This window comes from Brachybacterium sp. ACRRE (genome assembly GCF_022346485.1).
GTDB classification, from domain to species: Bacteria; Actinomycetota; Actinomycetes; order Actinomycetales; family Dermabacteraceae; genus Brachybacterium; species Brachybacterium halotolerans.
The window spans coordinates 1-18,640 of the sequence record NZ_JAKRMO010000004.1 but is presented as its reverse complement, the minus strand read 5'-3'; the positions used below and the strand labels follow the sequence as shown (position 1 = coordinate 18,640).

The following is an 18,640-nucleotide window of genomic DNA, read 5'->3' as shown; positions in this document are numbered from 1 at the left end:
CCTGCTCACCTGCACGCTCACCTGCACGGACGCCGAGGGAGGACATGCGTCGATTCTGGCACGCGCCACGCCGCCCCGAGCGGGGTTCCTGGGCCGGGCGTGCGAAGGTTCTGTGAACACCCCGGCACAGTCGCCGGAGGGCTCCCCTCACATGCGCGACCAGCCGGGGGTCGAGGGGCCGATGAGAGGGCGCCAGCCCGTCTCGGACATGAAGCGCACGGAGCTCACGCGCAGGCTGCGGCGCTGGACGTCGAGCCGGGTGCCGACGACGGCCTGCGCGATCTCGGGGTAGAACTTCGCGGGCCCCTTGGCCTTGGCCTCGGTGCCGAGGTCCTTGGCCCAGCGTCCGCGGGTGATCGGCTCCCCGCCCACGTTGTAGAAGCCGCTGCGCGCGCCGAGGGCGGCGACGAAGGCGCGGCCCGCGTCGCGATGGTGCAGCAGGGTGATGTAGCTCTCGGGCCGACCCAGCAGGATCTGGTCGCCGCTGCGGGTGGCCTTGAGCGTGTGCGTGGTCTGCGGGTCGCGGCCGAAGAGCTGGCCGAGGCGCAGGATCACGGCGCTGCGCCCGCCGGTCGCGAAGTCGACGGCCGCGCGCATCTCGCGCACTCGCGGGCGGAAGGCCTGGTTCCGGACGGACAGCGGCTCGTCCTCGCCGATCCACTCGTCGCCGTTGTCGGGGTAGAGGAAGATCGTGGACTCCTGGACGAGGCGCTGCACACCCGCTGTCTGCGCGGCCGAGGCGATCGCGACGGAGGCCTCCATGTGCAGCTTGTCGTCCTCGCGCCAGGCCAGCGGGCGCATGGCCGCCATGCCCTTCGGGACGTGGGCGAGGGTGTTCACGACCACGTCGTGGCCCGCGAAGACGTCCTCGAGGGCGGCGGCGTCGAAGACATCGGCGACGACCGCGGAGGCGCCGCGGCCCTCGACCACGGGGATGCCGCGCTCACGGCGGGTCACCCCCGTCACCTCGTGGCCCGCGGAGACGAGCGCCTCGACCGCCTCCTGCCCCAGAACGCCGGTGGCACCGGTGACGGCGATCTTCACAGCCGATCTCCTTCCGCAGGTCGCATGTCGCGTCGTGCGCGGATCGTCCGGATCGAGAGCCCTCGAGCGGATCGAGCCTGCGCAGGTCGAGTCTAAGTGATCCTGCACCGCTCTCCCGATCCGCGGCTGGGAGCGGCGTGCACGCGAACCGGACAGGGGCCGCGAGGACGATGGGAACGACGAAGCCCCCGTCGCTTCCGCGACGGGGGCTTCTCGATCGGGTGCGCCATCAGGGACTCGAACCCCGGACCCGCTGATTAAGAGTCAGCTGCTCTAACCAACTGAGCTAATGGCGCCGACGAACGAAAACATTACCCCGCTCGGGTCCGAGCGCAAAACCGGAGGCCACGCCCTGTGAGCGAGCAAACAGGAAGCGGCCCGCGCCGGGCGCACCGCGCGCCGGCCGGGCCGCCCCGACGGAGGATCAGTGGGCGCCCGCCCGCTGGGCGAGCACGAAGGCCTCGGCCTCCTCGCTGAGCTCCTTCGCGTGCGCCGTGGCCTCCTTGCGGTCGCTCGCCGCGGGCTTCGAGCCCCACAGCGGGCGGCCGTTGCTCTCGGGCACGATGTGCACGCAGATCAGGCCGATCACGCCGGCCGCCATCAGGTAGATCGCGGGCCACATGAGGAAGTGGGTCCAGGTCACCAGGGAGGTCATCACCGTGGAGGTGGTGCCGCCGAACAGCGAGATGGCGACGTTGAAGGAGATCGACAGGGCGCCCGCGCGGACGGCCGTCGGGAACAGCGACGGCAGCGTGGAGGGCATGGTCGCGCTGAAGCAGATCAGGCTCAGGCCCATGATCAGCAGGCCGAACAGCACGGTGACGTCGCTGTTCCCGCGGATGAGGAGCACCGAGGGGATCGAGAGCACGATGAGTGCGATCGAGCCCGCGCGCACCACGGCCTTGCGGCCCACGCGGTCGCTCAGACGGCCGATCACGGGGATCAGGATCAGGCACATGACCATGACGATGATCTGCAGGATCGAGGAGGCGAGGTCGGAGACGCCGCCGCTGCCCTGGTACTCGCGGATCATCGGGAAGAACTGCGGCATGAACGCCGTCAGCATGTAGTTCGTGACGTTCCAGGCGAGCACGAGGCCCATGCACGCCAGCAGGTTCGGCCACAGGCGCAGGATGCCCTTGATCTCGCCGCGGCCCTTCGTCCCGCCGCCGGCCTCGGAGCTCGCCGGCGCGCCGGACTTCTTCGCGGCCTTCTTCTCCTCGGCCTTGGCCTTGGCCTCCGCGTCCTGCTGCTTCTCGAGCTCGCGGTAGGCGGGCGTGTCCTCGAGCTTGGAGCGCAGGTAGACGCCGACGAGACCCAGGGGCAGGGCGACGAAGAACGGCAGGCGCCAGCCCCAGCTGAGCAGCTGGTCCTGCGTGAGGATGGCGGTCATGATGGTCGCGACCGAGGCGCCCAGCACGTAGCCGCCGAAGGTGCCGACCTCGAGCAGGCTCCCGAAGAAGCCGCGACGGCGGTCCGGGGCGTACTCGGCGATGAAGGCCATCGCGTTGCCGTACTCGCCGCCGGTCGAGAAGCCCTGGATCAGTCGGCAGGCCAGCAGCAGGAACGGGGCGGCGAGGCCGATCGTCGCGTAATCGGGCAGGACGCCGATGAGGAAGGTGCCCAGCGCCATCATGATCATCGTGGTGGCGAGGACCGACTTGCGTCCGATGCGGTCGGCCAGCGGGCCGAAGAACATGCCGCCGAGGGGGCGGACCAGGAAGGCGACGGCGAACAGGGCGGCCACGATGATCGCGCCGGCGGCTCCCGCGTTCTTCGGGAGGAAGACGCCCTCGATGGTGACCTGCAGGTATCCATAGACGCCGAAGTCGTACCACTCGGTGATGTTGCCGATGGCCGCGGCCCCGATCGCTCGCCGGATCACCGAGGGTTCGGTGATGGTGACCTGCTCGGGACGCCACTTCTGCGGCGTATAGCTGATCGTGCTCAAAGAACTCCTCCTGCGTGCTCGATGTCCGGGTGCGCTGGGCGCCGTCGTCCAGGAACCGCTCGTGCACAGTACTCCTGTGATCTCCCCGACATCCACGGGATGACGCGCATGAGCGAGCGCCGGGCAGCGGGGCCCTCACGCCGTCGCCGCCACGGGTCTAGGGTCGTGGCAGAACCGGACGAGGAGGCCGCGATGACGCAGTTCCAGGATTCCTACCCGTACGCGATCGTCGGCGCGGGGGTCGCCGCGGCCAGCGCCGTTGCGGGCATCCGCGAGAAGGACGGCACCGGCTCGATCGTCGTCCTCGGTGCGGAGCCCGACCCGCCCGTGCACCGACCCGATCTGTCCAAGACGCTGTGGCTGGACGCCGACGCGTCCCTCGAGGACTCGGTGCTGGATGTGACCGGGGAGGGCGTCGAGCTCCACACCTCGAGCCCGGTCGTCGCGATCGACCCGGACGGACATCGCGTGGAACTCGCCGACGGCACCCGGATCGGCTTCGAGCACCTGCTGATCGCGACGGGCGCCTCGCCGCGCACCGGCCCGATCGCGCCGGGCCCGCGCGTCATCCACTACCGCACGAGCGCCGACTACCGGGCGCTGCGCGCCGTGGCGAGCCCGGGCGCGCACGTCGCCGTGGTCGGCGGCGGGTACATCGGCGGCGAGATCGCCTCCGCGCTCCTGCAGAACGATGTCGGGGTGACGCTGGTCCTCCCCCACGGCACGGTCCAGCCCGGCATGTTCCCGCCGGATCTCTCGGACCGCATCACCCGGAAGCTCGCCGCGAAGGGCGCCCGCATCGTCACGGGCCGCCTCGCCGGAGGTTCGGAGGACGGGGACTCCGTGACCCTGACCCTCGAGGACGGCGGGGAGATCACCGCGGATGCGGTCGTGATCGGGATCGGCGTCACCCCGAACACGTCCCTCGCCCAGGAGGCGGACATCGAGGTGGACGACGGCATCGTCGTGGACGAGCTGCTGAGGACCTCCGCCGCGGACGTCTTCGCCGCCGGGGACGTCGCCTCCTACCCCGATGCCCTGCTGGGCAGGCGCCGCGTCGAGCACGTCGACAACGCCGAGACGATGGGGAGGGCCGCCGGCCGGGCGATGGCCGGCGACCTCACCCCGTACGAGCACACGCCGTTCTTCTGGTCGGACCTCCTCGACGACGGCTACGAGGCGATCGGGGAGCTCGACGCCTCGGGCGTCCTGCGCGAGGACGCCTCCGAGGACGGCTCCGCCGAGGTCGTGCTCTACGGGGCCGACGGGCGCGTCCGCGGCGCGCTGCTGTGGAACACGTGGGACAGCGTCGACGCCGCTCGCGAGCTCATCGCCGAGACCCGCGAGAACCCGGTGGCCGGCCCCGAGGACCTGCGCGGCAGGATCAGCCCCGGCGGCTGAGGGACGGGTCCTCGGCCTCCTCGTCGAGCGCCTCGTCGGCCCCCGCGCCGCGGGTGCGCAGCAGGCTCGCGACGGTCGCGATCGCGACCACGAGGCCGATGAAGGACAGCGAGAACCAGATCGGGACCTCGGGCACCCACAGCAGCGGCTGTCCGCCGTTCACGAAGGGCAGCTCGTTGACGTGCAGGGCGTGCATCACGAGCTTGACGCCGATGAAGGCGAGGATGATCGCGAGCCCCTGCGCGAGGTAGACGAGGCGCTGCAGCAGACCGCCGATGAGGAAGTACAGCTGACGCAGGCCCATCAGGGCGAATGCGTTGGCCGTGAACACGATGTACGTCTGCTCGGTGAGGCCGAAGATCGCGGGGATCGAGTCGACGGCGAAGACCACGTCGACCACGCCGATGGTGAGCACCGTGAGCATGAGCGGGGTGACGAAGCGCCTGCCGTCGATGCGGGTCACGAAGCGGCCGCCGTCGTACTCGTCGCTGACCGGCAGGACGCGGCGCACCAGGCGCATGATCCGGCCGTCGGTCGGATCGGAGTCCTCGGACCCGAAGGCCTGGCGCCAGGCGAGCACGAGCAGCAGGGCGCCGAACACGTAGAAGACCCAGGAGAGGTTCTCGATCAGCGTCGCGCCCACGGCGATGAAGGCGCCGCGCAGCACGAGGGCGATGACGATGCCGATCATCAGCACCTTCTGCTGATGGACCCTGGGCACGGCGAAGCTGGTCATGATCAGCAGGAACACGAAGAGGTTGTCGATCGACAGCGCCTTCTCCGTGAGGTAGCCCGCGAAGTACTCGCCGCCGTATCCCCATCCGGAGAAGACCCCGATGCCGACGCCGAACAGCAGCGCCAGGCCGATGTAGAGGGCGGACCAGCGGGCGGCTTCGCCGATCGAGGGCTCGTGCGGGGTGCGCACGTGCGCGAAGAACTCGTACACGAAGAAGGCGACGGTCACGGCGAGCGTGACCGTCCAGACGAGGGGTGAGACGTCCACTGAGGGCTCCTGAGGGGCTCGGGCAAGCGATGGCTGCCAGAGTCTCCTTCGTCCTGGTCCCCCAGAACCGACGGCCCGGGTCGTGATCGCACGACCGTATTGACGAGCCCGCCGAGGCGAAGTACTCCCTCTGCACCGCAGACGCTACGGAGGGAAGGTGAACTGGAGCTGGGAACGGCCGGCTCAGTCCGCGCGGTCCGCTCAGTCCGCGCGGTCCGCGCGGCGCGCGAGCCGCGAGGGCCACCACACGCTGCGCCCCACGTCGACGGCGAGCGCCGGGACCAGCAGGGTGCGCACCACGAAGGTGTCCAGCAGGACACCGAAGGCGACGATGAACGCGAGCTGGGCCAGGAAGAGGATCGGGATCACGGCGAGCGCTGCGAAGGTGGCCGCGAGCACGATCCCGGCCGAGGTGATGACTCCGCCGGTGAGGGTGAGTCCGCGCAGGATCCCGGGTCTCGTGCCGTACGCGAGGGACTCCTCGCGCACGCGGGTCATGAGGAAGATGTTGTAGTCGATGCCCAGGGCGACCAGGAACACGAAGCCGTACAGCGGCACGGCCGCGTCGGCCCCCGGGAAGTCGAGCACGTGGTCGAAGACGAGCGCGGAGACCCCGAGCGCCGCCCCGAAGGAGAGGGCCGTGGTCGCGATGAGCAGCAGCGGGGCGAGCAGGGAGCGCAGCAGCAGCACGAGGATCGCCGCGATCACCGCGAGGACCACGGGGATGATGAGGTTCCGGTCGTGCACGGAGGCGTCGTCGGTGTCGATCGCGGTGGCGGTCTCGCCGCCCACGAGGGCGTCCTGCGGCAGGTCCTCCCGCAGGCCGCGCACCGTGGTCTCGGCGGCCGCGGAGTCGGGGGCGTCGGCGAGCGTCGCCTCGAGCAGCACGCGCCCGTCCTCGACGCGGGGGTCGACACCGCCCCGGATCCCGTCGGACGTGACCGCGGCGCTGCCCGAGGGAGCGTCCGAGGAGCGCGCGCTCACCGACTCCACCCCGTCCGCGTCCAGGAGCCGGTCCGCCGTCTCCTGCAGCTGGTCCTGCGGGACGAGGATCTGGGCGGGGCTGCCGGAGCCGCCCGGGAAGTGCTCGCCGAGCACCTCCTGGCCGGTGCGGGCCTGGGAGTCGCCGAGGACGAGCTCGGACTGGGAGACGCCGTCGGCCCGCAGCTGGAGCAGGCCCGCGCACGCGACGCACAGCACGAGCACCACGCCGATCCAGATCCGGCGCGGGTGGCGCTCGACGCGGCGGGCGACGCCGGCCCAGAGCCCGCGGTTCACGAGCTCCTCCTCGCTGCGCTCGGCCTCGGCGGGGTCGTAGAGCGGCCGACGGGGCCAGAACGCGGTGCGGCCCGCGAGGAACAGGAGCGCGGGAAGGAGGGTGAGCGCCGAGAGCATCGCGAAGGCGATGCCGATCGCGGCGACCGGGCCCAGCGTGGAGTTCGAGCGCAGGTCGCTCAGCAGCAGGCACAGCAGGGCGGCGATCACCGTTCCGCCGGAGGCCAGGATCGGCTCGGCGGTGCCGCGGATCGCGCGCAGCAGCGCGACGCCGCGGTCGGGGACGGCGCGCAGCTCCTCGCGGTACCGGGCGACCATGAGCAGGGAGTAGTCGGTGGCGGCGCCGATCACGAGGATGAACAGGATGCCCTGGGTCTGCCCGCTCAGCAGCAGCACGCCGGCGTGCGCCAGGTGCCAGATCACCGCGAGCGCCGCGCACAGGGCGAACATGCTGGTCGCGAGCACCATGAAGGGCAGGAGCGCCGAGCGGTAGACGATCAGCAGGATCGCGAGCACCGCGGCGAGCGCGACGCCCAGCAGCAGGCCGTCGATGCCGGAGAAGGCCTCCGTGAGGTCGCCCGAGAAGCCCGCGGGTCCGGTGACGTACGAGGTCGTCCCCTCGGGCAGGTCCGCGGCGAGGGCGCTCTCGAGGTCGGAGACCGCCGCGCCGAGGTCGGCATCCGCGTCCAGGGGCACGAAGGACTCGACGGCCCGGCCGTCCTCCGAGGGGATCGGCGGCGACGCGTTCCCGGAGACCTGGTCGAGGTCCTCGGCGGAGGCGAGGGCGTCCTGGACACCGCGCAGCTGGTCCTCGCTGAGCGCCCCGTCGCCCGCGCCGTCCGCGGTGACGACGACGATCGCGGGGATGGTGTCCCCCTCGGTGAAGGCCTCGGCGGCCTTCTGCACCTGCGTGGCCTCGGCCGAGGTCGGGAGGTAGGCGGTCCGGTCGTTGGAGGAGACCTCGTCGATGCGGCCGAACAGTGGCCCGCCGACGGAGGCGCCCGCGAGCCAGAGCACCACGAGGAGCGCGGGCAGCACGATCCGCACGGCGCGGATCCAGCGGGTCCGGGGCGTGGGCGTGCCGCGGTGGGTCATGAGGGCTCCGTCCAGAGATTGCTAGCCTGGCGAGCAATCTACCCCATCGCCGCTCATCGCCGCCGGTCCCGTCGCGGGCGGTGGCTACGCTGTCGCCCATGAGCACGAGTCCCGAGCCGCACTCCCCCGCCCCCTGGCGGGTGCAGGACATCGACGCGAGCGACCCGTCCGGGGAGCTCGTGGACCGCTCGGGGCTCACGCGCGAGGCGATCACGGGGATCGACGAGCTGATGGCGGCCCTCGTGGAGCTGCGGCGCACCGAGGAGGAGCTGCGCGAGGCCTCCGAGGCGTACATGCAGCTGAACTCGACGGACATGCGCGCGCTGCACTACCTCATCGCCGCGGCCCACCGCGGCGAGCGGCCGACGGCCGCGGCCCTGGGCTCGGAGCTGCGGATCTCGAGCGCCTCGACGACGAAGCTGCTGGACCGCCTCGAGCGCGGCGGGCACGTCCACCGCCGTGCGCACCCCTCCGACCGCCGCGCGATCACGATCGAGGTCGCGCCCGCGACACGGCAGGCGGCCATGGAGACCATGGGACGCCAGCAGGCCGGCCGCTTCCGCGCCGCCGCGCGCCTCAGCGACGCCGAGCGCGAGACGATCACGACGTTCCTGCGCTCGATGGCCCGCGAGATCTCCGTCGAGGACGCTCCGTGGGCCCGCGAGGCACGATCGTCCGCATCCGCCCCCGCACTCACCCCCTCCCCTGAGCCCAGAGAGCCGAGGACCTGACGATGACGACCCCGCCGGTGCCCGCCGCCGCCCCGAACGCCCTGCCCAGATCTCCCTGGTACGAGCGCCTCTCCTGGCTGTTCGTCCTGGTCGTCGGCGTCTTCGCCTACATCGTGATCTTCGTGGTCATGCTGCTCACGCGCAACACCACCCTGCTGCCGACCGTTCTGCTCGTGGGCGCCGGGACCGTGCCGCTCACCGTGCTGCTCGCGGCCCAGACCACGCGCCGCGGGATCCTGGTGCCGATCCCGATCGTGCTGCTGACGGTCGGCGTCGGCGGCCTCCTCGCCGTCACCATCGCCGGCTTCCTCGAGACGATCGCGGCGCTGATCCTCGGACAGGAGTCGATCCTGCTGGTCGGGATCATCGAGGAGACCGCCAAGCTGATCGTCCCGCTGCTCGTCCTCGCCATCGCGCACCGCGCCACCCGGGGCGGCGGGATCGCCGTCGGCATCGCGGCGGGCACGGGCTTCGCGGTGCTCGAGACGATGGGCTACGGCTTCAACGCGCTGCTCGAGCGCGGGGGCGGCCTCGCGGCGCTCGACTCGACGCTGGTCCTGCGCGCGATCCTCGTCCCGGCGGGGCACGTCGCCTGGACGGGCGCGATCTGCGCCGCCGTCTGGCACCTGGTCGAGGGGCGACGCAAGGGGCTCGCGGTGCTCGAGCTGGTGCTCACCTATGTGGCCGCGATCGTCCTGCACACGGCCTGGGACGCGACCTCGAGCGCGGTGCTGCACGTGCTGATCGGCGTCGTCAGCGTCGGCGCGCTCGTGTTCCTCATCCTGCGCGCGCACCGCTCGCACGTGAGGTCGCTGGAGGGCGTCGCCGGCGACCCGCGCTGAGCGGCCCCGTCCCTCACCGCCCTCACCAGGAGCGCGCGGCCCCCTCGAGGGCCTCGCGCACGCGGACCACGGCGGGATTGCACTCGGCCCCGGGCCGCTGGACCAGGAACAGGGTGTTCAGGGGCGGCACGTCCTCGCCGCCGAGGTCCACGAGGGACCCGGCCTCGAGATCCTCCCGGCACAGCGACCGCGGCAGCACGCTCGCCCCGGCTCCCGCGCGCACGGCCGCGAGGACGGCGTGCAGGGTGGGGGCGATGAGCGCGGCCCCGGGCGGCTGGGCGCCGAACACGGAGCGCCAGTAGCGCCGCACGATCGGCATGTCCTCGGCGATGCTCACGAGCGGCACCTCCCGCAGCGCGCGGCACAGGCTCTCCCCGTCCTCGCGCCCCTCGAGCCGGCGCGCCCACTCGGGGGCGACGACCAGCACGTACTCCTCGTCGCTGAGCGGCGTCGCCGCGAGCGCCCGGCCCCGCGGCCGACGGGTCGTGATGACCAGGTCGTGCGTCCCCTCGCGCAGGGATTCGAGGAGCTCGTCGGTGAGCCCCTCGGCCGTGCGCAGCTGCACGCCCTCGGCGACGAGCGGGGCGAGGGCGGGGAGCACCCGCGAGCACAGCATCTCGGCGGGGCCCGCGAGATGGACGGGGGTGGCGACGCCGTCGAGGTCGCACTCGTCGGTGCGCAGGGCGTCGAGGGCGTCGAGCGGACCGCGCACCCGCTCGGCGAGCTCGTGCGCGTAAGGCGTCGGCTCCACGCCGCGCGGCAGGCGCGTGAACAGCGTGCGGTCCACCTGCGCCTCGAGGGCACGGATCTGCGTGGTGACCGAGGGCTGGCTGAGACCGAGCGCGCGCGCCGCGGCGGTGAAGGAGCCGGCCCGGTGGACGGCGAGGAAGGTCCGCAGCAGATTGAGGTCGAGGACGGGTGTGCTCACGTCTTCCACCCTACCGCCCGCCCCATACGCGGACACATGTCCGCCATAGGCGCAGCTATTGGACGCCGGAGGCGTCGAGGTATAGCTTCGTCGATGTCAGTCAGCGTCGCTGCCATGTCCGGGATCGCCATCGGGGGATCTCTCGCCCTGGGGCGCGCGGACACGGCGGCCGGCGCTCGTCCCCCAGCTTCGAGGAGCAGTGGCATGAGCCGCACCCTGTTCGACCCCATCACCCTGCGCGATCTCACCGTGCGCAACCGCGTGTGGGTCCCGCCGATGTGCCAGTACATGGTCGAGAAGACCGACGGGGTCGTCACCCCGTGGCATCTCATGCACTACGGCTCGTTCGCGCGCGGCGGCGCGGGCGCCGTGATCGTCGAGGCGACCGGCGTGGTGCCCGAGGGCCGCATCAGCCCCCAGGACCTGGGCCTGTGGAACGACGCCCAGCGCGACGCCCTGCGCGGCGTCGTCGACCTCGTGCACTCCCTGGGCGCCGCCGCCGGCATCCAGCTCGCCCACGCGGGCCGCAAGGCCTCGACCTTCAGCGAGTGGGGCAACCCGGCGCCCGGCACCTCGATCCCCGTCGCCGACGGCGGCTGGGAGACCGTCGGCCCCTCGGATCTGGCCTTCGGCGATCTGACCGCGCCGCGGGCGCTCGACGCGGACGGGATCGACGGCGTCATCGAGGCGTTCGTCGCCGCCGCCCGTCGCGCCGTCGAGGCCGGGATGGACATGATCGAGATCCACGGGGCCCACGGCTACCTGATCCACGAGTTCATCTCCCCGCTCAGCAACGTCCGCACGGACGAGTACGGCGGCAGCCTCGAGAACCGCGCGCGGCTGCTGCTGCGGATCGTGGACGCCGTGCGCGCGTCGATCCCCGAGGGCATGCCGCTGCTGGTGCGGCTCTCGGCGACCGACTGGGTCGAGGACGGCCTGCACGTCGAGGACACGGTGCACGTCGCGCAGTGGCTGCGCGAGCACGGTGTGGACATGGTGGACATCTCCTCGGGAGGCAACAGCCCGGCGGCGCAGATCCCCGTCGGCCCCGGCTACCAGACGCCGCTGGCGACGGCCGTGAAGCAGGGCGCGGGCATCCCGGTCTCCGCCGTCGGCATGATCGACGAGCCCTGGCAGGCGGAGCAGATCACCGCGACGGGCCTCGCGGACGTGGTGCGCGTGGGCCGCGAGTTCCTGCGCGACCCGAGCTTCGCGATCCGCACGGCACTCGCGCTGCGCATCGCGGAGCCGCCCATCCCGGCCCCCTACGTCCGCGCCTACCGCCAGCAGCTGCGCGGCTGAGGCAGGGACCCGCGGGTCACAGCCCCAGCAGGGAGTGCACGGACGCGGTGCGCTCGGCGAGCAGACGCCGCACGTCGGCCGCCGCGGCGGCGAGGCTCTCCGCCTCGTCGTCGTGGTCCGGCCGATCGCTCGCCGGGCCCCGCCCCAGCACGCGCTCGACGGCCGAGGCGAAGGTCTCGGTGGCGAGGTCGTCCCCCGCGTGCGAGCCGTGCAGGGGCCGGCCCGCCATAAGTGGGTCCATGAACCCGCGCAGGAGGCACTGCAGCGAGAAGGCCTGGTGATCGGCCTCGCAGACGAGGCACACCAGGCCGTGCTCGCGCCAGATCCCGACCATCTCGCCGACCAGGCCGACGGGCATGAGCAGCCGCGTGAGCTGCACCGTGCGGGGGTCGTCGACCGCGTCGCCCAGGAGGTCCCCGTCGGCCCTCTGCAGCGCGCACACCAGCACGCGCGAGCGCAGGCTCTCGACCAGATGCAGGCAGAGCCGGTCGGGTCGCGCGCGGGCGGGATCCTCGCGCAGGGCGCGGGAGACGCGGCGCGCGGCCTCGAGCAGGTCCCGGGCGATGAGGCCGACCATCAGGTCCTGGTCGGAGCTCCACAGCCGGCGTGCGCCGGCGGGCTCGACCCGCGCCGCACTGATCACCTCGTCGAGGGTCACCGCGGAGCCGGGCTGCTGGGCGAGCACTTCGCGCGCGGAGTCCAGGACCCGCTGTGCGATGGGGTTCCGGCTCTCGGGCATGAGAGCGCCGGCGCGTCGCGCGTGCACGCGAGTCCCCTGCTCCCCCATGCGTCTCCCCTCGTCACTCCTGCGGGTGGTCCGGCGGCCTGCTCGCTCCTCCCAGCACCGGTCGGTTACGTCGGAATTGAGCGACCTGTCCGATCCGCCTCACCGGCAGAGAATACGTCATCGCACGACCGCTCCAGGAACGGGTTCGGCCCGGAAGACCGGCGGCCCGGACGACACACCCCGACGGGACGGCCGCGCGCCCCACGCCGAGGGCATCAGGCCTGGTCGTCCGCGATGTTCCCGGGGTCCGTGTCGTTCCCGTCGGACCCGGTCCGGCTCCCGTCGCCGTGGGGCCGCGACCCGGGCAGGGGCCGACGGGCGGTGCCGCGGAAGGCGCGGTAGCCCCAGATCGTCATCACGATCACGACGGCCCATGAGACGGCGAGGACGACGCCGATCACGACGCCCGGATCGGCCAGGAAGGCCCCGATCGCGACCAGGGAGATCTGGCCGGGGATGCAGGCGATGAGCGAGGCGGTGAGGAACTCGCGCTGGGTGATGCCGAAGGCGCCGGCCCCGTAGTTCACCGGCCAGTAGGGCAGGCCCGGCATCACCCGCAGCAGGAAGACCGCGGCGAAGCCGCCGTTCTCGAGCCGATCTCCGACGGTGCGGGCATGGCTGCCCAGGATCTTCCCGACGACGCCGCGGCCCAGCAGCCGGGCGACCCAGTAGGCGCCCCAGCAGCCCAGCATCACCCCGACGATCGAGAGCACGCCGCCCTCGAGCACGCCGAAGAGCATGCCGCCCGCCACCGCCATGATCGTCACCGGGATCGGGGTCAGCGCGACCACGGCGTAGAGCAGGGCGAAGACGAGGAACGCCGCCCAGCCGTAGTCCTCGAGGCGATCCTGGAGGACGTCCAGCGAGGGAAGGCGCACGGTGAGGGCGAGCCACACCATGAGCAGCACCACCGCGACGAGCCCCATCGACCGCAGCACGGGCAGCGGCTCGAACCGACGGGCGGAATGCTCATGCGGGGACCGCTCGGGCGAGGCGGTCCCGGGCGGGGCGGACTCGCCGTGGGGCACGGCGGGATCCGGGGATGCGGGCGGCGTGGCGTCCTCGCTCAGGAATCCGCCGACTGGGCCAGGAAGTCCTCGGCGCCGCCGACGAGCTCCACGTGCCCGGTCTTCACGTCGGCCGAGGCCATCTTCGCGACCTCGGCCGCGAACTCGGCGACCGAGTACAGGCGGCCGGCGGCCTCGCGGCGCGCGTCCAGGGCTCCGGGCTCGGCGCGGTTCAGGAGGGTCGCGGTGACCGTGCCCTCGATCATGTCGCCGGAGACGACGACGAAGCTGATGCCCTTGGCCTCGAGCTCGGGGATGCGCTCGACCAGGGCGTCCTCGCCGGCGCGCTTGGACAGCGCCACCGCGACGTACTGGTCCATGGTCTCGACGTCGCGGATGAAGTGGGCCTGGTGGCTGGTCACGAAGACGACGCGGCCGCCGTCGCTCATGAGCTCGGTGCCGGCGAGCAGAGCGTCCAGCTGCGCGTCGCGGTTCAGGCGCATCGCGTAGTCCTCGCCGAGGTCGGCCTCCATGCCGCCGGAGGCGTTGAGGACCAGCAGATCCAGGCCGCCGAAGGCGTCGACCGCCGCGCGCATGAGGCCGCGCACGTCCTCGGGGCTGGTGAGGTCGGCGCCGACGGCGATCGCGCGGCCGCCGGCCTCCTCGATCTCCTTGACGACCTTGTTGGCGCGGGGCGCCTTCTGGCGGTAGTTGACGACCACGTTGGCGCCCTGGGCGGCGAGCAGCTTCGCGGTGTCCGCGCCGACGCCTCGCGAGGATCCGGTGATGACGGCGGTCTTGCCTGCGAGGGACGTCGACGACATGGTGCTGCTCCTTCGATGGGGTCTGGGCGCCGGTGCGCGACCGGCATCGTCCCGAGGCTACCGGACGCTCAGAGCTCCCGGACCACCCGTGCGGGGCTCCCCACGGCGAGGACGCCGGGCGGCACATCGGACGTCACGACCGAGCCCGCACCGATCACGGCTCCCGCGCCGATGGTGACGCCGGGGCAGACGATGACTCCGCCGCCCAGCCACACGTCGTCCTCGAGCGTGATCGGCTCGGCCGCTTCCCACCCCTGGGCGCGCGCCTCGCGCTCGAGCGGGTGGATCGCGGTGAGCAGCTGGATGCTCGGGCCCAGCTGGCACCGCTCGCCGATGCGGACGTCGACGACGTCGAGGGCGACGAGCCCGAAGTTCACGAAGGTGCCCGCGCCGATGAAGAGTCGGCTGCCGTAGTCGACGCGCAGGGGCGCCCGCACGTGGGCCCCATCACCCAGGCCTCCGAGCAGACTGCCGAGGATGCCCTGCGAGGCGTCGGGGTCCTGGGCGTAGACGTCGTTGAAGCGGGCGGTCTCGCGCAGGGCGCGACGGAACTCCCGCTGGATGTCGGGGTCGTCGGCGATGTACCAGTCGCCGGCGAGCATCCGCTCGAGCTGGCTGCGGGGGTCGTCGGGGTCGACGGCGAAGGGCTTCATGGGCACGAGCCTACGGGCGAGGGGCGCGTGGTGGAGGCCGGGTTCACCGTCCCGCGAGCCGCATGCCGAGCGACGGGGCGACGTCCACGAAGCCGGTCGCGTCATACAGCCGACGCCCGGGCGGATCGGCGATCAGCGTGATGTACGGGTCGGGCGGGGCGGCGGCGCGGATCCTCTCGATGAGGCAGTCCAGGACGACGCGGCCGATCCCGCGGCCCTGTTGGGCGGGCGCGGTCGCCATGTCGGCGATATGGAAGTACCACCCGCCGTCGCCGATCACCCGGCCCATCGCGACGAGGGCGCCGTCGGCGTCGCGCACGGTCTGCCATGCCCAGCTGCCCGTGAGGATCGGCGCCGCCTGCTCAGGAGTCCTCGGGCTGAGGCCGGAGGCGGTGCGCAGGTGCACGTACTCCTCGACGGTCGGCGCCTCGGTGCTCGCGACGAGGTCATCGGGCAGGGTGCGGGGCGGGAGATGCGAGGTCATGCTCGTCATCCTCGCAGTCGGTGGGGCTCCGCGGGATACTGGGGCGATGCCCTCCCCCACCCCGGAATCCGATGACCCGCGCGATCGCGGGGCTGGTAACGCACCTGCACCTGCACCTGCACCTGACGATTCCTGCCTCTGCGGAAGCGGCGAGGTGTTCGCCGGCTGCTGCGGACCGATCCTCGCCGGTGATCGCGACGCCCCGACGGCCGAGGCGCTGATGCGATCGCGTTTTTCCGCCTTCGCCCTCGGGGACACGGCGCACCTTCGGCGCAGCTGGGACGCGGCGCAGCGCCCGTCGGCCGCGGAGCTCGAGGCGTCGGATGATGGGGATCTGCGCTGGCAGAAGCTGCGGATCCTCGACGTGGACGCGGGCGGTCCCGGGGATGCGGAAGGCGTCGTGGAGTTCGTGGCGATCGCGCGTGGGAGCGAGGGCAAGGTGCGTCTGCACGAGCGCTCGCGATTCCGGCGGGTGGAGGAAGCACCGGGGTGGGTCTACGTCGACGGGGAGATCCGCGGCTGACGCCGATGATGAGCAGGGGGCGGCCCCTCGGACGCAGTTCGCCCCCGGTACGCGGAGCGATCCGCGCCGGGGGCGAGCATGTGCGCTGCGGGTCAGCGGCGGAAGAGGCCCTTCACGGTGCTGACGGCCTCGTTCGCCCAGCGGGCGACGGCGTTCTTGGGGTTCACGCGGTCGACGAGCTCGTCGATGTCCGAGGCCAGGTTGTCCTGGCGCCTCGTCGCCTCCTGGCGCATGTCCTCCAGGGACACCTTGTTCTTCTTGGCCACGGCTGCCTCCGGGTCGTCGGGTGCTGACGGGTCCGATCGTATCGTGCACACGGGGCCGCCGCGTCCGGACCGCTACTCTGGTGCGGCGCGCGAGTGGCGGAACTGGCAGACGCGCTGGATTTAGGTTCCAGTGCCCGAGGGCGTGCGGGTTCGAGTCCCGCCTCGCGCACCTGTCTCCCAATTCATGCGGCCATCGCATTCACGGTCGCGCCGCCCTGCCCTCGTCGGCCCCGACGCACGATCCGGTTTCGGGCGTGCCTGTAGAGGGGCACGGTGGCGTGCCCCTCTACAGGTGAGGGTGGTGCTGCTTTCGGGGTTCTGACCTCGATGCCCTGCGAGGGTGGGCCGCGCCGGTGGGTCAGAAGGGTGGTGGTCCGGGGTCAAACTTGGGTGGCGGGTTCTGTTTCTCGCGTGGTTTTCGGGTGGTGGCGCTGATGGGGATGTCGCCGTCGAACTGGAACGTCGGGAGCGGTTGGTACCGGCGGCGCACGGGTTTCTCGACGGGGACTTCTTCCAGGTCGGGGGCGCCGGCCTGGTCCATGTCCACGCGGGGCCACGGGTCAGGTGGCCCGGGCCGGATCGGCCACGGCGAGTCCAGCCGGGAGGGATCGGGAGTCGGTGCCTCTGCGCTGATTCCGGCGTCTGCATCGCGTTGCTGCTCGTACTCGTCCTGCCTGCGCTGCATCGAGTCCCAGACGGCGTCGAGTTGGGCGACGGCCTGTGGGGTGAGGAGGTCGGTGTCGTCCTCGCGGAACACGCGGAAGCGTTCTTGCATCTCCCACACCGTGCCCGCGGTCCCTGCCGGCGACTCGTCCGCCTCCACACGGACGGGATCGAGGCGCCCGGCGGTTTTCATCGCGTGGTGGAACCAGCACAGGAAATGCAGGTTCTCCACCGCCGTCCGACCACCACAGACGGGATCGGCATGGTTGTACTCGACGATGTGGTCCGCTTCGGAGGCCACGGACGCGGTGCGTTCGCAGCCGGGGACACCGCAGGACTGGCCACGCAAGCGCAGGTGTTCGAGCATTGCCCCGGTGGGCCGGTACTTCTCCGCCGGCCGCGGCAGAAACTCACCCGTCGAGGGATCGGTGAGGACTCGGAACCATTCCTCGCTCTTCCCGGCGATCTCTCTCGCCATCTGCGCGGGAATCGGGGTCCCGTCCTCGAGAACACCGGGGGCGTCGTCGCCACCGACGAGGGTGAGGAAGGGGACGAGCACGTTCAACCGGAACCGGGCCTCGGGCACGGTGATGCCGCCGGTGTCGAGCTGGGCGGCGTGGGCGAGGTGGTAGCGGATCAGGTTCAACGACAGGGGCATGCCTTCGTTCTCGACCCGACGATCCGGATCCAGCGGGATCTCCGTGCCCTCGATGAGGGCGTGGCGCTGGGCGTTCTGGATCGCCCGCGCCGCCTGATCGAACCGCCCGGCGAGGGCTTTGATCTCGGGGGCAGGGCCGATGATCCGCAGGGACGCGACGCCGTCGAGGGTTCCGGGGTCCAGCACCATGCGGCGACGGGTCGCGGAGACTTCTTCGGGTTCTTTCGGATGCCGCTGCTGAATCTTCGCCACCAAGAGTTCGAGGCATTTCGTGAACACCCTCGGCATGATCGCCAAACACCACGACGCGACCGTCACATCCACCAGCACCATCTCCGCCGGGGTGAAATCAGCGGTCCGCCGCAACAGGGTGCGGAACCATTCCGCAGGGAATTCCCCCGCCTCCAATGCCTGAGTGCAGCGAGGCAGGAGGTCCACGGCCCGGTGGGCGTCGGTGATGGCTTTGGCGGCCTGCCCGCGGGTGCAGCGCATCGCGACCGCGACCATGAGGTCCTGCTGCTCGACCTCGAACGGGTCGGCGTCCATGTCCTCACGCCCCGCCCAGAACGGAGCCAACGCCACGAAGCGACGGGAGAGCTCGTAGGACTCGTCGACGCCCTCGTCCCACAGGGCGCGGACCTGCGCGGTCAGCTCCGCGTCCGGGCGGGCCTTCACCCTGCGCGCGACGACGTCCCGGCAGACCGCCTTCTTGGGTTCCTTCACGATGAACAAGGGTCGGACGCCCTCCGGGGGCGCGGCCACGAAGCGGGGCGTGTGGACGTGCATGTCCTCGCGCTGACGCTCGGTCATCTTCTCCAGGTCATCCAGGACCGAGAAGGTCGACTCGATCGCCGGCTCCCCGGGCAGGTCCAGACGCCCCTGCGACTCCGGCTGCTCCACCGCACTCACACCACCCACCCCCTTCCCTGGCATTCCACGACTCCGCACGATAGTGCGCGACGTCAAGACTCTGAATCGATAGACGAGAACAATGAATCCGGCGACTTCAACCATGAAACCGCCGCCACTCGCGCTCGATCGATATGTCCGATTCTATCCCGCCGCGCCCCCGAAAACTAGACCTCAATCGAGAATGTGGATAAACCCGCGAACATTCCCCGCCCCCTCTGTGCCCACCCACCTCTCAGTGGATAAACTCGTGGAAAACACCCCCTTGTGGAGGAACCTCCGAACGCCCCCGAT

General features: G+C 71.7%; 17 protein-coding genes and 2 tRNA genes. 6 read left to right on the top strand and 13 right to left on the bottom strand.

Annotated features, from left to right (window positions below):
• Nucleotides 1-147: 147 nt before the first annotated feature.
• From MHY49_RS01860 to MHY49_RS01850, 3 genes are all read right to left on the bottom strand, one after another.
• Entirely contained in the window at nt 148-1,044 is an 897-nt protein-coding gene (locus MHY49_RS01860; protein WP_239202129.1) for an NAD(P)-dependent oxidoreductase, read from the bottom strand.
• Between the two features lie 222 nt (nt 1,045-1,266).
• Nucleotides 1,267-1,340 (bottom strand) — tRNA-Lys (locus MHY49_RS01855).
• A 128-nt stretch (nt 1,341-1,468) separates the two neighbouring features.
• The gene (locus MHY49_RS01850) at nt 1,469-2,995 is read right to left on the bottom strand and encodes an MFS transporter (protein WP_239202128.1); all 1,527 of its coding nucleotides are present in this window, start codon (nt 2,993-2,995) and stop codon (nt 1,469-1,471) included.
• A gap of 192 nt (nt 2,996-3,187) precedes the next feature.
• On the opposite strand from MHY49_RS01850, the gene MHY49_RS01845 reads away from it, so the two are divergent.
• A complete protein-coding gene (locus MHY49_RS01845) occupies nt 3,188-4,396 on the top strand; it encodes an NAD(P)/FAD-dependent oxidoreductase (protein WP_239202127.1) in 1,209 nt (402 codons plus the stop codon).
• Here MHY49_RS01845 and MHY49_RS01840 read toward each other — a convergent pair.
• Together MHY49_RS01840 and MHY49_RS01835 are read right to left on the bottom strand one after the other, a co-directional pair.
• A complete protein-coding gene (locus MHY49_RS01840) occupies nt 4,380-5,399 on the bottom strand; it encodes a TerC family protein (protein ID WP_239202126.1) in 1,020 nt (339 codons plus the stop codon). The two genes, MHY49_RS01845 and MHY49_RS01840, sit on opposite strands and share 17 nt — an antisense overlap.
• Nucleotides 5,400-5,600: 201 nt before the next feature.
• Nucleotides 5,601-7,769 carry an MMPL family transporter gene (locus tag MHY49_RS01835; protein WP_239202125.1) on the bottom strand — a complete coding sequence of 723 codons (2,169 nt, stop codon included), beginning with the start codon at nt 7,767-7,769 and terminating at the stop codon, nt 5,601-5,603.
• Between the two features lie 98 nt (nt 7,770-7,867).
• Between MHY49_RS01835 and MHY49_RS01830 the strand changes: the two genes are divergently transcribed.
• Together MHY49_RS01830 and MHY49_RS01825 are read left to right on the top strand one after the other, a co-directional pair.
• Complete coding sequence (locus MHY49_RS01830; RefSeq protein WP_239202124.1) at nt 7,868-8,500, top strand: MarR family winged helix-turn-helix transcriptional regulator; 633 nt, start codon at nt 7,868-7,870, stop codon at nt 8,498-8,500.
• A 2-nt stretch (nt 8,501-8,502) separates the two neighbouring features.
• Nucleotides 8,503-9,342, top strand: a complete 840-nt coding sequence (locus MHY49_RS01825) for a PrsW family intramembrane metalloprotease (RefSeq protein WP_239202123.1) — start codon at nt 8,503-8,505, stop codon at nt 9,340-9,342.
• Between the two features lie 22 nt (nt 9,343-9,364).
• On the opposite strand, the gene MHY49_RS01820 is transcribed toward MHY49_RS01825, so the two are convergent.
• On the bottom strand, nt 9,365-10,270 hold the full coding sequence (locus tag MHY49_RS01820; protein ID WP_239202122.1) for a LysR family transcriptional regulator: 906 nt from the start codon (nt 10,268-10,270) through the stop codon (nt 9,365-9,367).
• Nucleotides 10,271-10,474: 204 nt separating this feature from the next.
• Between MHY49_RS01820 and MHY49_RS01815 the strand changes: the two genes are divergently transcribed.
• Nucleotides 10,475-11,572, top strand: coding sequence for an NADH:flavin oxidoreductase/NADH oxidase (locus MHY49_RS01815; protein ID WP_239202121.1), 1,098 nt, complete (start codon nt 10,475-10,477; stop codon nt 11,570-11,572).
• Nucleotides 11,573-11,588: 16 nt separating this feature from the next.
• On the opposite strand, the gene MHY49_RS01810 is transcribed toward MHY49_RS01815, so the two are convergent.
• The 5 genes from MHY49_RS01810 to MHY49_RS01790 all read right to left on the bottom strand — a co-directional run bounded on the left by MHY49_RS01810 (nt 11,589) and on the right by MHY49_RS01790 (nt 15,327).
• The gene (locus tag MHY49_RS01810) at nt 11,589-12,338 is read right to left on the bottom strand and encodes a hypothetical protein (RefSeq protein ID WP_239202119.1); all 750 of its coding nucleotides are present in this window, start codon (nt 12,336-12,338) and stop codon (nt 11,589-11,591) included.
• Between the two features lie 236 nt (nt 12,339-12,574).
• Nucleotides 12,575-13,387: a TVP38/TMEM64 family protein gene (locus MHY49_RS01805; protein WP_239202117.1), complete on the bottom strand. Its 813-nt coding sequence runs from the start codon at nt 13,385-13,387 to the stop codon at nt 12,575-12,577.
• A 38-nt stretch (nt 13,388-13,425) separates the two neighbouring features.
• Nucleotides 13,426-14,190: an SDR family oxidoreductase gene (locus MHY49_RS01800; protein ID WP_239202115.1), complete on the bottom strand. Its 765-nt coding sequence runs from the start codon at nt 14,188-14,190 to the stop codon at nt 13,426-13,428.
• Nucleotides 14,191-14,258: 68 nt separating this feature from the next.
• Nucleotides 14,259-14,843, bottom strand: coding sequence for a sugar O-acetyltransferase (locus tag MHY49_RS01795; RefSeq protein WP_239202113.1), 585 nt, complete (start codon nt 14,841-14,843; stop codon nt 14,259-14,261).
• A gap of 43 nt (nt 14,844-14,886) precedes the next feature.
• Complete coding sequence (locus tag MHY49_RS01790) at nt 14,887-15,327, bottom strand: GNAT family N-acetyltransferase (protein ID WP_239202111.1); 441 nt, start codon at nt 15,325-15,327, stop codon at nt 14,887-14,889.
• On the opposite strand from MHY49_RS01790, the gene MHY49_RS01785 reads away from it, so the two are divergent.
• Nucleotides 15,326-15,850 (top strand): YchJ family protein, encoded by a 525-nt coding sequence (locus MHY49_RS01785; protein ID WP_370645946.1) that lies wholly within the window; start codon nt 15,326-15,328, stop codon nt 15,848-15,850. The two genes, MHY49_RS01790 and MHY49_RS01785, sit on opposite strands and share 2 nt — an antisense overlap.
• A gap of 92 nt (nt 15,851-15,942) precedes the next feature.
• Here MHY49_RS01785 and MHY49_RS01780 read toward each other — a convergent pair whose 3' ends face one another.
• Nucleotides 15,943-16,116: a DUF3618 domain-containing protein gene (locus MHY49_RS01780; protein WP_228358047.1), complete on the bottom strand. Its 174-nt coding sequence runs from the start codon at nt 16,114-16,116 to the stop codon at nt 15,943-15,945.
• A gap of 87 nt (nt 16,117-16,203) precedes the next feature.
• Between MHY49_RS01780 and MHY49_RS01775 the strand changes: the two genes are divergently transcribed.
• A tRNA-Leu gene (locus MHY49_RS01775) sits at nt 16,204-16,285 on the top strand.
• A 189-nt stretch (nt 16,286-16,474) separates the two neighbouring features.
• Here the strand turns inward: MHY49_RS01775 and MHY49_RS01770 are convergent.
• Complete coding sequence (locus tag MHY49_RS01770) at nt 16,475-18,451, bottom strand: HNH endonuclease signature motif containing protein (protein ID WP_239202107.1); 1,977 nt, start codon at nt 18,449-18,451, stop codon at nt 16,475-16,477.
• Between the last annotated feature and the right edge of the window lie 189 nt (nt 18,452-18,640).